Origin of the sequence: Aestuariivita sp. (assembly GCF_049276915.1) — a bacterium.
Classification (GTDB): Bacteria; Pseudomonadota; Alphaproteobacteria; order Rhodobacterales; family Rhodobacteraceae; genus Aestuariivita.
The window spans coordinates 1-14,062 of the sequence record NZ_JBASXK010000072.1 but is presented as its reverse complement, the minus strand read 5'-3'; the positions used below and the strand labels follow the sequence as shown (position 1 = coordinate 14,062).

Genomic DNA, 14,062 nt, shown 5'->3' with positions numbered 1-14,062 from the left:
AAATCATGCATCGGAACGCAGATGGGTTTTCTTGAACTGAGCGAGACCACGGCGGCGATTGTCACCCTGTCCATCGTGGCGGGCATGTTCGTGCTGTTCCTGCGCGAAACCTTCCCCACCGAAGTGGTCGCCCTCAGCGGCGTTGCGATGATGCTGGTGCTGGGTGTCCTGCCCTATGAGGCGGGCTTGCAGGTGTTGTCCAACCCCGCACCCTGGACGATTGCGGCGATGTTCATCATCATGGGCGCACTGGTGCGCACCGGGGCGCTTAACGCGTTCACAAGACAGGCGGAAAGACAGGCCGGCACAAATCCGAAACTGGCCATTGCGCTGTTGATGGGTTTCGTGGTGCTGGCGTCGGCGGTCGTGTCCAACACGCCGGTGGTGGTGGTGATGATCCCGGTCTTTGTTCAGCTTGCGCGCACATTGGGCGTGTCGGCCAGCAAGTTGCTGATTCCGCTCAGCTATGGGGCCATTCTGGGGGGCACACTGACCCTGATCGGGACATCGACCAACCTGCTGGTGGATGGTGTGGCGCGCGCCCAGGGCCTGGCTCCGTTCACGATTTTCGAAGTCACGCCGCTGGGCATCGTTCTGGTCGCCTGGGGCATGATCTATATGCGCTTTGTAGGTCCGCGCCTTCTGCCGGATCGCGACAGCATGGCGACCCTGCTGAGTGATCGCTCGCAGATGAAGTTCTTTACCGAGGCCGTCATCCCGCCGGAGTCCAACCTGATCGGGCGCGAGGTGCTGGGCGTGCAGCTTTTCAAACGCGAAGGCGTGCGTCTGATCGACGTGGTGCGGGGCGATGTGTCGCTCAGGCGCAATCTGCAGGGCGTCGAGCTTCAGGTCGGCGATCGGGTGGTGCTGCGCACGCGCATGGCCGAATTGCTGAGCCTGCAGCGCAACAAATCGCTCAAGCGCGTGGATCAGGTATCGGCTGTCGAGACAACAACCGTCGAAGTGCTGATCACGCCGGGCTGCAAGATGGTGGGGCGCAGCCTTGGGTCCCTGCGCATCCGGCGGCGGTTCGGCGTCTATGTGCTGGCCATGCACCGGCGCAACCAGAACATCGGGCGCCAGCTTGATGACCTGGTTGTGCGCGTCGGCGATACGCTGCTGCTGGAAGGTGCACCGGGCGATATCCAGCGCCTTGCCGCGGAAATGGACATGGCGGATGTCTCGCACCCCTCCGAGCGTGAATACCGCCGCGGGCAGGCCCCGATTGCGCTGGCTGCCCTCGCGGGGATCGTGGTCCTGGCGGCCCTGGGGGTCGCGCCGATCTTTTTCCTGTCGATCCTGGCTGTGGCGATTGTCCTGCTGACCCGCTGCATCGACGCGGATGAGGCCTTTTCCTTTGTTGACGGGCGGCTTCTGGCGTTGATCTTTTCGATGCTTGCCGTGGGGGCTGCTCTCGAAGCCTCGGGGGCGGTGCGTTTGATCGTCGAGGCGCTGGCCCCTTATGTCGCAAACCTGCCGCCGTTCCTGATCATCTGGGCGATCTATCTGCTGACCTCGGTTCTGACCGAACTGGTCTCCAACAATGCCGTGGCCGTGGTCGTCACCCCCATCGCCATCGGCCTCGCGACGGCGCTGGGCATTGATCCGCGCCCGCTGGTGGTGGCGGTGATGGTGGCCGCTTCGGCATCATTTGCAACGCCCATCGGGTATCAGACCAATATGCTGGTCTATGGGCCCGGCGGATATCGCTTTACCGATTTCATGCGCGTCGGCATCCCGCTGAACCTCAGCATCGGGGTGCTGGCCTCGGCCATCATCCCCTTCATCTGGCCGCTCTGAAGACATGCCCCGGGGCTTTGGACAAGATCAGGGCCCCCGGCGCTGGCGAAAGGTCAACCGCCGGGGACTGCCCCGGGCTAGACCATCGCCTCGCAGTCCCGGCGCAGCTTGACGGCATTGAGGCTTTCATCGATCTCGACGTCATCATAGGTGAGGATGGTATCGACAGGCACATCCCGGATCAGCTTGATCTCGCCGGTCAGTCCCAGGGGCAGGGCGCGCATCGGCACTGAAATCCGGCTGGGGCGCAATTGACCCGCAACGCAATAGCCGCCTTCACCGTCCAGTATCTCGCCCGCCTTCAGGTCTTTCTTCGAGACCGCCACGACATCCGAGCGGAACTCCTTGCTGGTACCGGTGGCTTCCTTGCGGATCCCGACCGATCCAACGGACAAACCCAGCTCCAGTCCGATCAGATGAAAGCGTTTGAAGTTGCAGTAGTAAAGGCCGCTGTCGTCGGTCGAGACCATGTATTCCTCAAAGCAGTTCCTGACATAGTCCGATGTTGCCTTGACCACGACCCACACGCCCTGACGAATATCATTCGCAATCATCGACCCATCTGGCGCAAAACTCGAGATGACCTCGACCATGCCGCTGTCCTCGAGCACGCCGCCCGCGCTGCGCGGACGCATCAGGCTTGCGATATCGTCGATTGCGCCCGAAGGGTATGTCAGCCCGTGGGTGGGCGCATTCAGCCCCGTGGCATTGGAAATCGCTGCACTTTCAATGGCCGGTTTGGTGCCGTCCAGAAAGCTGTTGAACATCTTGGGGTTCAACCGGCCGCGTTCGGCCTTTTCTGCGGTGACGCCCCAATATTGCCAGACCGTATCCGGCGTGGAAAAGCGGTATTCCGGCTTCCACTTGTGGCCACGTCCGGCGGCGGCAACCTCAAAGCCGCAGGTGCGCGCCCAATCTACCAGCTCGACCGTCATGGCGGGCTGATCGCCGTAAGCCTGGCTATAGATGACACCCGCCGCCTTTGCCCGGGCCACAAGCGCGGCACCGCAGACCGCGTCCGCCTCGACCGTGGCCGAGATGACATGCTTGCCGGCAGCAAAGCACGCCAGCGCGTGATCCACCGCGATCACCGGGTTGCCGGTGCATTCGATGATGATCTCGATCCCGTGGTGATTGATCATCGCCATCGCGTCCTGCCCGACATGGGTCGCACCGGACAAGAGCGCCATGTCCAGCGATGAGGCTTCGATCTGTTCGGCGGACCAGCCGGCGTAAACCATGTTGGATTTTGCAACATCGATCCGCAGGTCGGCGACACCCACGACATGAACGCCGGGAATGCGCAGGGCCTGAGCCAGGAACATCGTTCCGAATTTCCCCGCACCGATGACGCCGACGCGCAGGGGGTTTTCCTGTTCCTGGTGTTCTTGAAGTTGCTCGTAAAGGCCCATGGTCTTCTCCCTGTGAAGGCGCGATCCTTCTGCGTTCAATCCGTATCAGAACCCGCGTCGCATGCGACGCGGAAGGTCACCGGTATCCAGGGTGAGGTCAAGCCGTAGCCGATACCGAACATGCGCGCGAATCCGGCCCCGGTCGCGGCGTCATGATTGCCAGGGGCCCTCAATGCCCCCTATCGTTTTGTACAAACCACCTGTCAGAACAGGTACAAAACGGTCAATTTCACCATCAATGCGTTTGAGGTGCCGAACGGGCATCCCGACGGGAGGGCAGAAGATGGACAGCGCAGATGTCATCATCGTCGGCGGCGGGCTTGCCGGCCTGGTCGCCGCAGCCGAACTTGGAGATCGCGGCAAATCGGTGATCCTGCTGGATCAGGAAGGCCCGCAAAACCTTGGTGGGCAGGCGTTCTGGTCCCTTGGCGGTCTCTTTATGATCGACACCCCCGAGCAACGCCGCATGGGCATCCGCGACAGCCACGCGCTTGCGCGGTCGGACTGGATGGGCAGCGCAGGCTTTGATCGCGACGAAGATCACTGGCCGCGCAAATGGGCCGAGGCCTATCTCGACTTCGCCGCAGGCGAGATGCGCAGCTGGCTGCACGGCATGGGCATGCGCTGGTTTCCGATTGTCGGCTGGGCCGAACGGGGCGGATCCTTTGCCGATGGGCATGGCAATTCCGTGCCGCGCTTCCACATCACCTGGGGCACGGGACCGGGCACGATGGAGCCCTTCGAGGCGCGGGTGCGCGCCCATGTCAAAGCTGGACGCATCAGCCTGAAGTTTCGTCACCAAGTTGACCGTATCATTATGAAAAATGGCGCTGCCACCGGAGTGTCCGGCACGCTTCTGCACGAAGATCAGGCCGCCCGTGGCCAGCAAACCAATCGCGACGCCATCGGCGAGTTCGAGATCTTGGCACCTTCGGTCATCGTGAGTTCGGGAGGCATCGGCGGTAACTTCGAGATGGTGCGCAAATCCTGGCCCGAGGAACGCCTGGGACCTGCGCCCAAGGACATGATCGCAGGTGTTCCGGCCCATGTGGACGGGCGCATGATCGACATCGCGCGCCATGCGGGCGGGCATCTGATCAACGGGGATCGGATGTGGCATTACACCGAAGGCGTCAAGAACTGGGATCCAATCTGGCCCGGTCACGGCATCCGCATTCTGCCCGGGCCCTCTTCGATGTGGTTTGACGCGATGGGCAACCGTTTCGCGCCCCCGGCCTTGCCGGGTTTTGACAGCCTCTCGACGCTGAAGGCGATCCTTGAGACAGGTCATGACTACAGCTGGTTCGTCTTGACCCAGAAGGTCATCAAAAAAGAATTCGCCCTGTCCGGATCCGAGCAAAACCCTGATTTTACGGGGAAATCATGGAAGGACGTGATCCGCCAACGCATTCTGTCAGGTAGCAAGGCCACGCCCCCAGTCGAAGCGTTCAAGGACAAGGGCGAGGATTTCGTCGTCGCCAATGACCTGGCAGGTCTGGTGCGTGGCATGAACCAGATCGCCGGCGGCAATCTGATTGACGAGGCCAGACTGCGCGCCCAGATCGAAGCGCGCGATGCACAGATCGACAACCCGTTCGCCAAGGATGTTCAGGTCAATGCGATCAATGCCGCGCGCCAGTATCGCGGGGATCGCATCGTGCGCACCGCCAAACCTCACAAGTTCCTAGATCCGGCCAATGGACCGCTAATCGCGGTCAGGCTGCATATCCTGACCCGCAAGACATTGGGAGGATTGCAGACCAATCTCGACAGCCAGATGATCGGCGCAGACGGGCAGGTGGTGCCGGGCCTCTTCGCGGCTGGAGAAGTCGCGGGGTTCGGCGGCGGCGGGTATCATGGCTATAACGCGCTTGAAGGGACGTTTCTGGGCGGCTGCCTGTTCTCGGGCCGCAACGCGGGACGGTCCGAAGCCATTGCCTGATCGGTTCTTGAGCTTTCCGCCCTAAGGCCTTGAAAACAGGACAGGGTCTAGTCTTGTCCACAAGTCCGCACCTGCCGGCATCAAAGGTCTCAGCCTGGTCCGTCTGTTCTTGTCAAAGCGGCCAGACGATCAGGATCATGGGAATCGCCGTGGCGATCACGATGATCTCGACGCAGATCCCCAGACGCCAGTAATCGCCAAACTCATAGCCGCCAGGCCCCAGAATGAGCGTGTTGTTCTTGTGCCCGATGGGTGTCAGGAATGCCGCCGAAGCAGCGACGGCCACCGCCATCAGGAACGGGTCAGGGGACACGCCCAGGCTTTGCGCCATGGTGATGCCGACTGGGGCGGCGACAATGGCCGTGGCGGTGTTGTTCAACACATCCGACAGAGTCATGGTCACCACCATCAGAACCGTCAGGATTGCCCATGCAGGCAGGCCCTCGGTCAGTGATATCAGGCTGTTGGCGATCAATGCGGTGCCGCCCGATGTTTCCAGAGCCGCCCCCAGCGGGATCATCGACCCCAGCAGCACGACCACAGGCCATTCGATATGGGTATAAAGCTCGGACAAGGGCACGATCCGCGCCAGCACATAGGCAACCACAACAAGCCCCAGAGCCACCGGCAAATAGATCAGCCCCAGGCTGGCGGCGATGACCGCAGCGGCAAAGAACCCGATGGCCAGCCACACTTTTTCATCCGCGGTGACCGACAAGCCCCGTTCGGCCAGTGGCAGGCAGCCCAGCCAATCCGTGACATCTGCGCCCGTCTCCCTGGGAACCAGCACCAGAAGGATGTCGCCGGGTTCCACGGGGGTGTTGCGCACCTGTTTGGTGATGCTCCGGCCGCGCCGCGCGATGCCCATCAGAACAGCGCGCTGACGCCACGCCAATCCGATGCTTTGCGCCGTCTTGCCCGAGATCCGCGAGGTTTCGGTGGCGACCATCTCGACGATATCGACACCGTCTCCTTCCGCGGTCAGCGTGTCATGGCGCTGCTGATCGGAAAACGCCAGAGACAGGGCGCTGCGGAACTCATCCAGCGCATCAGGCGCGGCCTCCAGCACCAGACTGTCGCCGGCCTTCAGGCGCATGTTGGTGGCGCGCCCATAGATCCGTTTGCCGTCGCGGATGAGTCCAAGGATCGCAACATCGTTTTTCTCGGCCGTCTCTTCCAGTTCGGCGATCCGCTTTCCGATGTGCTTGCTGTCCTGCGGTACGGTCAGTTCGGCAATGTACTCCTGCAGCGCAGTTGCGCTCACGACTTCGGTTTGGCGGGTCGGAATGAACCGCCAGCCCACCAGAGCGACAAAGGCCATCCCGGCAATCGCCGCGACACCGCCCACGGGCGCGAAATCGAACATCTTGAACGGCGCGCCCAGGGTCTCTTCGCGGATGGCGGCAATGATGATGTTGGGCGGGGTGCCGATCAGCGTGACCATCCCGCCAAGGATTGTCGCAAAGGACAGGGGCATGAGGCTGAGACCCGGGCTGCGTCCCGCCTTGCGTGCCGTCTGAATATCCACCGGCATCAGCAGCGCAAGGGCCGCGACATTGTTCATGAAAGCCGACAACACACCGCCGATTCCACCCATCAGCGCGATATGCCCCGCCAATGAGCGCGAGGAATCCACCAAGGTGCGCGTGATCAGAAAAACCGCCCCCGAGCGCACCAGCCCGGCAGAGACTATCAGAACAAGCGCCACCACCAGAGTCGCGGGATGGCCGAACCCGGCAAAGGCCGCATCTACAGGCACGACGCCCAGCACCACACCCACCATCAGCGCCGAAAACGCCACAAGGTCGTATCGGAACCTGCCCCAGACCAGCAGGACGAACACCGTACCAAACAGGCTGAAAAGGATGATCTGATCCATTGTCACCCGGCCACTGTAACGCCCGCACAGACAAGAGCAAGCACAGCGCCTCTGGATGGTTGCCCTGTGAACGATTCTCTCGCTGGTTGTGGCCTCTGGGAAAAAGCAATGGAGGATTTCGTGCCTTTGGAAACCGCATCACCTGTGATTAACCTGATGATACGCCGCATAGATTTCAAGCGGCCTGGCGCCCTCCAATTTTCTCCGGGCGCTTCTCAAGACCAAGACCCGGTCGGGCGTTTCCCGGCCGAATGCAAGTCCGGATACCTCGCAATTTCTGCGGGCCCGGAACAGTCAAACCATGACTTGTGTTTAGGAGGCACGACATGACTGATGCACTTGATCTCAAACAACTGAAAACCGATCTGGAACATGCCGGCGCGCCTTGGGAAATGGACCCGGGCACCGATATGGCGATGATGACCGAGGATGAGCGTCGGGTCCGCCTGGGCTTTAATCCACCGCCGGGCGCCATGACGCTTGATGAGGCCGTAAAAGCGGACAAGGCCGCCCCGACGGTGACGTCTGACATGATAGCGGCTGAAAGCATCGGAGCACCTGCGGCTTTCGACCATCGCAATGTGAACGGCAAGAATTACACGACGCCGGTCAAGAACCAGGGTTCTTGTGGCTCTTGCGTGGCGCATGGTGTGGCTGCGGTGATGGAGACGACCTATCAGCGATCGGTGGCCAATCCCAACCTCAACCTCGATCTCTCCGAGGCGCATCTGTTCTATTGCCACGGTGGAGAAGAGGGGCGGACCTGTGCCAATGGCTGGTTCCCGGATCAGGCCCTGGACAAGGCCAAGGAAAAGGGTGTGACGCTGGAATCTGTCTATCCCTATACCGGAAACCAGCAGGCCTGCGCGGTGCCCGGCGGTTGGCAGAACAACATTGCCAAGGTGACCGGCAAGACCAAGCTGAACGGTCGTGCCGCGATCAAGAACTGGATCGCGACGAAAGGTTCCGTCACGGGCTGTTTCATCGTCTACCAGGATTTCTTCAGCTATCGCTCGGGCGTGTATCGCCATGTGTCGGGCAATCAGGCGGGCGGTCACTGCGTTGAAATCATCGGCTATGATGATGCGCAGGGATGCTGGATCTGCAAGAACAGCTGGGGATCGAACTGGGGCGAGGGCGGTTTCTTCCGGATCGCCTATGGCCAGTGCCAGATCGATACGTGGTACGGGCCATATGGCGCAAACTCGGTCACGCTCAAGGCCTGGGCCAACAACCTCAAGGTCAACGGACTCTGGGCAAATGAAGCGGGCCGCAATGCCTGGGCGCATTTCCAGGGCACGGGCTGGCGCAAGCTGGTCACGACCAGCGACGTTCAGCAACATGCGATGCTGGCGGACCTGATCGGGGCCAAGGCGGGCAACCGCAATGTACGTGCGTTGATCGACGGCAATCAGGTGCAGGAAGTTTACGTGACCTGAGCGCTATCTGCGACCCGATTTCAATCAACTCAATTTTTGAAAGGACCATTCCGATGGCCAAACGTAAATCTGACGATGCTCCCGGCGACCTGCAGGAGATGGAACGCACCGAAACTCTCAATAAGGCACCCGATGCTCCCAGCTTGGACGTCAATTCCCTCTTGGGCGAAACCATGGTCGAGCGGATGGACCGCCCGGCGATGACCCCGCCCAATGATGCGACGATCGAGGCCGAAGATGTGGGCGCGACCGCCTGGCACAATGGCAAGAAGATCACAGCCACATGGTGCAATGCATCCAACCGCAATGCCTATGCGGCGGTGCAGGGGATCGGCTGGCGCCGTCTCAGCAATGCCAATGACAGCTCCTTTCTGGCGCTGACCATGTTGGCCGCACATGCCGAACAGACGAACGCGACCGTGAATGTCGAGATTGGCAGCGATAATGAAATCCACCAGATCTATGCCTGGTGATCTTGTCATCGTGACGCAACAGGACAGGGGCCGCGAGGTCCCTGTCTCCGCCGGTCAGGTGATCGAACTTCACCTGCCCGAAAATCCAACTACCGGCATGCGCTGGTCCTTTGATGATCATGCGGGTGTCGAAATTCTGGAGGATCGCAATGACCTGACGCCTAACAGCGCCCCGGGTGCCGCCTCTCACCGCGTGTTTGTCCTGAAGATCTTGGGCGGTGACACGCAGTTGCGGCTGCATCGCGGCCAGGCCTGGGAGCCGGGCACAGAGCCTGACGCCACGTTTGATCTGCGTCTGAGGATCGAGTGACGCGCGCCGTGTCTTGAACCCCTGCACGGCCCGCGTCTATATGTGCGCAGAAATCAGCTTTGATGACAGGGATTCCACCATGGCCGGCCATTCCAAATGGGCAAACATCCAGCACCGCAAAGGGCGTCAGGACGCCATGCGGGCCAAACTGTTCTCCAAACTGTCCAAAGAGATCACGGTGGCCGCCAAGATGGGTGACCCGGACCCTGAAAAGAACCCGCGCCTGCGCATGGCCGTGAAAGAAGCCAAGTCCAGCTCGGTCCCCAAGGATGTGATCGAACGCGCGATCAAGAAATCCCAGGTCGGTGAAGGCGATGATTACGAAGAAATCCGCTATGAGGGCTATGGGCCCAATGGCGTGGCCGTGATCGTCGAGGCGATGACCGACAACCGCAACCGCACGGCATCAAACGTGCGCTCGACCTTTACCAAGAACGGCGGCAACCTGGGCGAGACCGGATCGGTCGCCTTCATGTTCGATCGCAAGGGCGAGGTGGTTTATCCGGTCGAGGCAGGCGATGCCGACACGATCATGATGGCGGCCATCGAAGCCGGTGCCGAGGATGTCGAAAGCACGGAAGATGGCCATTCGATCTGGTGTGCGGACACGGATCTGAACGAAGTGGCCACGGCGCTTGAGGCCGAACTTGGCGAAAGCGAAGCGACCCGGCTGGTGTGGAGGCCCACAACCACTACCGAGCTTGATCTGGAAAACATGCAAAAGCTGATGAAGCTGGTGGATGCTCTGGAAGATGATGATGACGTTCAGCGCGTCACCACCAACTTCGAAGCCACGGACGAGGTCATGGCCCAGCTCTGAGGCCGGGCCTGACGATCAGCCGCCGATGTAGGGCGTGTTCTGAACCGTCTTTGGACGGTAAAAGACCTTTTGGTTGTGCAGACGGCCCAGCAGCACATGCGTGGCGCTGAGGGTGGCATCGATTTCCGCCAGATCGACCTGCTCGGGCGCTTTGCCGTCATCGCTCAGAACCGCCAACCGCTCAAGCGACAGCTCTTTCTTGCGCGCCCGCAGCGCGTCTTCGATCAGTTGAAGATCTTCGACATTCAGATCGAACGAAGTGTTGTAACCCGGCATGTGTATGGCCCCCTTGGTGAACATAGTTTCGCATCGGAAACGCTCATGAACCGACATATAGCGAGTTATTTGCGACACGCTAGAGGGTTTGCGAAGAATACTTTTGTATACCGTTTGGCCGGTATTTTTGCCTGTTCGAACAAGCGCTTGCGCTTGGTTTTGGAATCCCGGCTAAGCGTTTGTTTCAGCGGCCTTCTGCCAGCCAGACCTTGGCGTCTGCGGCCACCATTTCGCCGCGTGCGCGGTCAAAGCGCAGATAGGCGATTGCCTGCCCATGCGCCTGGGTGAACAGCGTGCCGGCGGGCTTGCCCTCTGCAAACAGCTCCGAGCCGACCGGTGCCGCGCCCTCGCAGCGCACCCGTGCCAGACCTTTGCGCAGTTCGGTCTTGTGCTTCATGCGCGCGGTGACTTCCTGACCGACATAACAGCCCTTGCGGAAATCCACGCCATTCAGGGCCTCGAAGCCGGCTTCCAGAATGAAGGTATCCGGTGTCAGCTCGATTCCTGTCTCGGGGATCAAATGTGCCACACGGATCGCGTCCCAGTCGCTGCCATCGTCGCCTTCGGGCGCATCGCCATAAGCGCGCCAGCCCAATGCGTCATGGCGCGGATCGTTCAGCGCCCCCGCCGGAGCCGCCCCGGTGCCGCGTTGCAGATGCAATCCGCTGTCCTCGATCACCACATCGGCGCGCAGTTTGTACATGCTCAGGCGCTTGACCAGCATATCGGCAAGGCTTTCATGGACGTCCAGCAGAATGGCATCATCTTTGCGCGCCAGAAAGAAATCGGCGATGTACTTGCCCTGAGGGGTCAGGATCGCCGCATAGACCAACCCTTGATCCAGCCGTCCGATATCATTCGTGATCAGTCCCTGCAGAAAATGCTCGGCCTCGGTTCCGGAAATACGAAGGATACGGCGGGTGGTCATCGGCTAGCTCCATTGCTATCTCCTGTTTAGATATACGGACCACAGGCAGACGCAACAGGGGCCATCGCAGGTGCAGGCGCAGATCAGTATCGTTATTCCCACTCTGGACGCCGCCGCGACCCTGCCGCGCGTGATCGAAGCCCTGATGGAAGGTCTGCATGCCGGGCTTATCCGCGAGCTGATCATCACCGATGGCGGCTCATCGGATGCCACGCTTGAGATTGCCGATGCCGCCGGAGCGGTGATCGTGCAGGGCCCGGCCTCTCGTGGAGGGCAACTCAGACGGGGCTGTGATCTGGCGCGCGGCACATGGCTCATGGTACTGCATGCCGATACCCGGCTTGAAACCGGCTGGAGCACCGCGGTCGCCGCCCATCTGAGCGAAGAGCAGGGTGTGGGATATTTCCGTCTGGCGTTTCGCGCGCGCGGTCTGATGCCGGTGATCGTGGCAGGCTGGGCCAATCTGCGCGCCGCTGTTTTCAAACTGCCTTATGGCGATCAGGGTATGCTGATCTCGCATCATGACTACCAACGTGTGGGTGGGTTCCCGGATCAGCCGCTGATGGAAGACGTGGCCCTGATGCGGGCCCTGCGGCGCGCCCGGGTGCCGGTGATGTCTGTCCCATGCCGGGCTGTCACAAGCGCCGAGCGCTATCGCAAGGCAGGCTGGGTACGCCGGGGCGCACGCAATCTATGGACGCTGGCGCGCTATTTTGCCGGAACCAGCCCGGAACGGCTGGTGCAGTCCTACCGTCGCTGAGGTTCAGCCGAACAGGCGCTGGCCGATGCGTTGCAACAGACCCGGGCGGGGCGCGTCAAGATCGCGTTGTTTGTGTTCCAGGGCCAGGCTGCCCACGGGATCGACGACCTTTTTGCCATCCCGGAACTGCAACCGATAGAGGTCGGAATACGCGCCACCACGATCCAGCAGATCCTGATGCGTGCCTTCCTCGACGACCTCGCCGCGATCCATCACAATGATCTTGTCGGCATTGCGCACGGTCGACAGCCGGTGTGCGATCACCAGCGTCGTACGCCCGCCCGACAGTTTATCCAGCGCGTCCTGAACCACCTGTTCGGATTGCGCATCCAGCGCGCTGGTTGCTTCGTCCAGCAACAAGATGGGAGTGTTGCGCAGCAAGGCGCGCGCGATGACAACCCGCTGACGCTGACCACCCGAAAGGGCCGAGCCGCGCGGGCCGACGCGCGTCTCAAGGCCGTCATGCAGTTTCGGCAGAAAATCGGTCACATGCGCGGAATCCAGAACCTGTTTCAGGTGCTCTTCGCTGACATCTGTGCGCCCCAGGAGAATGTTCTCGCGCAGGGTCTCGTCAAACAAAAGCGCTTCTTGTGTGACGACGGAAAAGAGGTTGCGCAGATCCTCAAGCGACATCTCATGGACCGCCACGCCGCCGATCTTCACGCTGCCTTGCTGTGGATCAACAAGCCGCGTCAACAGATTGAAAATCGTGGATTTACCCGCACCGGATGCCCCGACCAAGGCCGTGGTCTTTCCAGCCTCTGCAATCAGGTTCAAGTTGCGCAACACCGGTGCATCGCCATAGCTGAACGTGACATTGTCAATATGCACATCCGGCGTGCCGGTGGGGGGCGCTACGGGGTTTTCGGGCGATTTCAGCACGATCGGCGTATCAATCAGCTCCTTGATCCGCTCGATCGCCGCTGCCGCGGATTGCCAATAGCCCGACAAGGCCCCCAACCGCCGCATCGGATCAAAGGCCAGACCCATCGCCGTGAAAAACGACATGAACTGCCCCACGGTCTTTTCGCCGGCGATGATCTCGGCTCCGCCAAAGAGCAGAACGCACATGAAGCCTATTCCGCCCATCAGATCCACCATGCCCGGGATCGTTGCCGTACCAAGCGCCGCGCGGGTTTCGGAATAGATGTACTTGTCCGTCTGCGCGCGATAGTGGCGCGTCTGATAGTCTTCCAGCCGGTTCAGCTTGACCGGTACGATGCCATGAAAGATCTCGTCCAGCCGCGTCGCCAGCGAAGCACCGACATCACGTGCCTGGCGTCCTTTCTTGCGCACATAGCGTTGCGCGCCAAAAGCCGGAGCCAGCATCAAGGGCGTGCCGATGCAGGCAATCGCGGCCCAGCGCCAGTCGATGCTGATCGCCACCCCCATCAGAACCACAAGCGAGATCAGATCGCGCCCGGCACCTGTAATCAGCACGCGCCAGACGAAATTGACCGATTCAACATCGCCCTGCACACGCTGGATCAAGAAGCCCGGCGGATGCGTCTGGTGAAACCCGCCATCCTGGCGGATCAGATGACCAAGCAGACTGAGGCGCAAATCCGCAGCCGTCAGCAGCGAGATGCGCGTCAGGATCACTTTCTGGATCACCCCCGATATCGCACGCACCACGAAGATGCCCAGTATCACCAGAGCCACCGTCCACAACGCGCTGCCATCCTGCTGGACAAACACATTGTCGAACATTGGCTGCATCATGTAGCTGATCGCCCCCAGCGTCGAGCCTTCGATGACCATGAAGACCAGAGCGACCCCCAGAAGCGCGATGTGTTTCTTGAGGTAATCGCGCCACAGCCAGGCCAGCAGCACGCTGGATTTGGCATAGACCGTGTCGGTTCGTGGCAGAGGGGGAACTGTGTCCGTTGGCATTAAGGCTCCGGCGGATTGCGCAATTGGCGTTCAAGCGGTTTAGAGTGCCTGCCGCTTTGGCGCAAGTAGCGGATGGGTTACGTCGTGGCGCAGCTTTTCCGCACATTGACGCCACCGGCCGCTAGGCTAG

General features: G+C 60.9%; 12 protein-coding genes. 7 read left to right on the top strand and 5 right to left on the bottom strand.

Going from position 1 to position 14,062, the window contains the following annotated elements; translation table 11 throughout:
• Window positions 1–21: 21 nt before the first annotated feature.
• On the top strand, window positions 22–1,800 hold the full coding sequence (locus tag WAO69_RS07120) for an SLC13 family permease (RefSeq protein WP_422177476.1): 1,779 nt from the start codon (window positions 22–24) through the stop codon (window positions 1,798–1,800).
• A gap of 77 nt (window positions 1,801–1,877) precedes the next feature.
• Here the strand turns inward: WAO69_RS07120 and WAO69_RS07115 are convergent, their stop codons facing one another.
• On the bottom strand, window positions 1,878–3,212 hold the full coding sequence (locus WAO69_RS07115) for an NAD(P)H-dependent oxidoreductase (RefSeq protein WP_422177474.1): 1,335 nt from the start codon (window positions 3,210–3,212) through the stop codon (window positions 1,878–1,880).
• A 283-nt stretch (window positions 3,213–3,495) separates the two neighbouring features.
• Between WAO69_RS07115 and WAO69_RS07110 the strand changes: the two genes are divergently transcribed.
• Complete coding sequence (locus tag WAO69_RS07110; protein WP_422177472.1) at window positions 3,496–5,154, top strand: FAD-binding dehydrogenase; 1,659 nt, start codon at window positions 3,496–3,498, stop codon at window positions 5,152–5,154.
• A gap of 112 nt (window positions 5,155–5,266) precedes the next feature.
• Here the strand turns inward: WAO69_RS07110 and WAO69_RS07105 are convergent, their stop codons facing one another.
• Window positions 5,267–7,039, bottom strand: coding sequence for an SLC13 family permease (locus WAO69_RS07105; RefSeq protein WP_422177470.1), 1,773 nt, complete (start codon window positions 7,037–7,039; stop codon window positions 5,267–5,269).
• Window positions 7,040–7,359: 320 nt separating this feature from the next.
• Between WAO69_RS07105 and WAO69_RS07100 the strand changes: the two genes are divergently transcribed.
• The 4 genes from WAO69_RS07100 to WAO69_RS07085 all read left to right on the top strand — a co-directional run bounded on the left by WAO69_RS07100 (window position 7,360) and on the right by WAO69_RS07085 (window position 10,075).
• Entirely contained in the window at window positions 7,360–8,472 is a 1,113-nt protein-coding gene (locus WAO69_RS07100) for a C1 family peptidase (protein ID WP_422177468.1), read from the top strand.
• Between the two features lie 53 nt (window positions 8,473–8,525).
• Entirely contained in the window at window positions 8,526–8,945 is a 420-nt protein-coding gene (locus WAO69_RS07095; RefSeq protein ID WP_422177466.1) for a hypothetical protein, read from the top strand.
• Window positions 8,935–9,255 (top strand): protease inhibitor I42 family protein, encoded by a 321-nt coding sequence (locus tag WAO69_RS07090; protein ID WP_422177464.1) that lies wholly within the window; start codon window positions 8,935–8,937, stop codon window positions 9,253–9,255. Before WAO69_RS07095 ends, WAO69_RS07090 begins: the two co-directional genes overlap by 11 nt.
• A 79-nt stretch (window positions 9,256–9,334) precedes the next feature.
• Complete coding sequence (locus tag WAO69_RS07085) at window positions 9,335–10,075, top strand: YebC/PmpR family DNA-binding transcriptional regulator (protein ID WP_422177668.1); 741 nt, start codon at window positions 9,335–9,337, stop codon at window positions 10,073–10,075.
• 15 nt (window positions 10,076–10,090) lie between these two features.
• On the opposite strand, the gene WAO69_RS07080 is transcribed toward WAO69_RS07085, so the two are convergent.
• Window positions 10,091–10,351 carry a hypothetical protein gene (locus tag WAO69_RS07080; RefSeq protein ID WP_422177463.1) on the bottom strand — a complete coding sequence of 87 codons (261 nt, stop codon included), beginning with the start codon at window positions 10,349–10,351 and terminating at the stop codon, window positions 10,091–10,093.
• Between the two features lie 184 nt (window positions 10,352–10,535).
• Window positions 10,536–11,279 (bottom strand): YgfZ/GcvT domain-containing protein, encoded by a 744-nt coding sequence (locus WAO69_RS07075; RefSeq protein WP_422177459.1) that lies wholly within the window; start codon window positions 11,277–11,279, stop codon window positions 10,536–10,538.
• Window positions 11,280–11,349: 70 nt separating this feature from the next.
• Here WAO69_RS07075 and WAO69_RS07070 point away from each other — a divergent pair, with 70 nt between their 5' ends.
• Window positions 11,350–12,039 (top strand): TIGR04283 family arsenosugar biosynthesis glycosyltransferase, encoded by a 690-nt coding sequence (locus WAO69_RS07070; RefSeq protein ID WP_422177457.1) that lies wholly within the window; start codon window positions 11,350–11,352, stop codon window positions 12,037–12,039.
• A gap of 3 nt (window positions 12,040–12,042) precedes the next feature.
• Here WAO69_RS07070 and WAO69_RS07065 read toward each other — a convergent pair whose 3' ends face one another.
• Window positions 12,043–13,932 (bottom strand): ABC transporter ATP-binding protein, encoded by a 1,890-nt coding sequence (locus WAO69_RS07065; protein WP_422177455.1) that lies wholly within the window; start codon window positions 13,930–13,932, stop codon window positions 12,043–12,045.
• Window positions 13,933–14,062: the final 130 nt, after the last annotated feature.

What these genes read in the sequence shown, in the direction of transcription:
- WAO69_RS07120 (WP_422177476.1), top strand. Translation starts at nt 22, where the DNA reads ATGGGTTTTCTTGAACTGAGCGAGACCACGGCGGCGATTGTCACCCTG.
- WAO69_RS07110 (WP_422177472.1), top strand. Translation starts at nt 3,496, where the DNA reads ATGGACAGCGCAGATGTCATCATCGTCGGCGGCGGGCTTGCCGGCCTG.
- WAO69_RS07080 (WP_422177463.1), bottom strand. Translation starts at nt 10,351, where the DNA reads ATGCCGGGTTACAACACTTCGTTCGATCTGAATGTCGAAGATCTTCAA.
- WAO69_RS07085 (WP_422177668.1), top strand. Translation starts at nt 9,335, where the DNA reads ATGGCCGGCCATTCCAAATGGGCAAACATCCAGCACCGCAAAGGGCGT.
- WAO69_RS07100 (WP_422177468.1), top strand. Translation starts at nt 7,360, where the DNA reads ATGACTGATGCACTTGATCTCAAACAACTGAAAACCGATCTGGAACAT.
- WAO69_RS07095 (WP_422177466.1), top strand. Translation starts at nt 8,526, where the DNA reads ATGGCCAAACGTAAATCTGACGATGCTCCCGGCGACCTGCAGGAGATG.
- WAO69_RS07115 (WP_422177474.1), bottom strand. Translation starts at nt 3,212, where the DNA reads ATGGGCCTTTACGAGCAACTTCAAGAACACCAGGAACAGGAAAACCCC.
- WAO69_RS07075 (WP_422177459.1), bottom strand. Translation starts at nt 11,279, where the DNA reads ATGACCACCCGCCGTATCCTTCGTATTTCCGGAACCGAGGCCGAGCAT.
- WAO69_RS07065 (WP_422177455.1), bottom strand. Translation starts at nt 13,932, where the DNA reads ATGCCAACGGACACAGTTCCCCCTCTGCCACGAACCGACACGGTCTAT.
- WAO69_RS07090 (WP_422177464.1), top strand. Translation starts at nt 8,935, where the DNA reads ATGCCTGGTGATCTTGTCATCGTGACGCAACAGGACAGGGGCCGCGAG.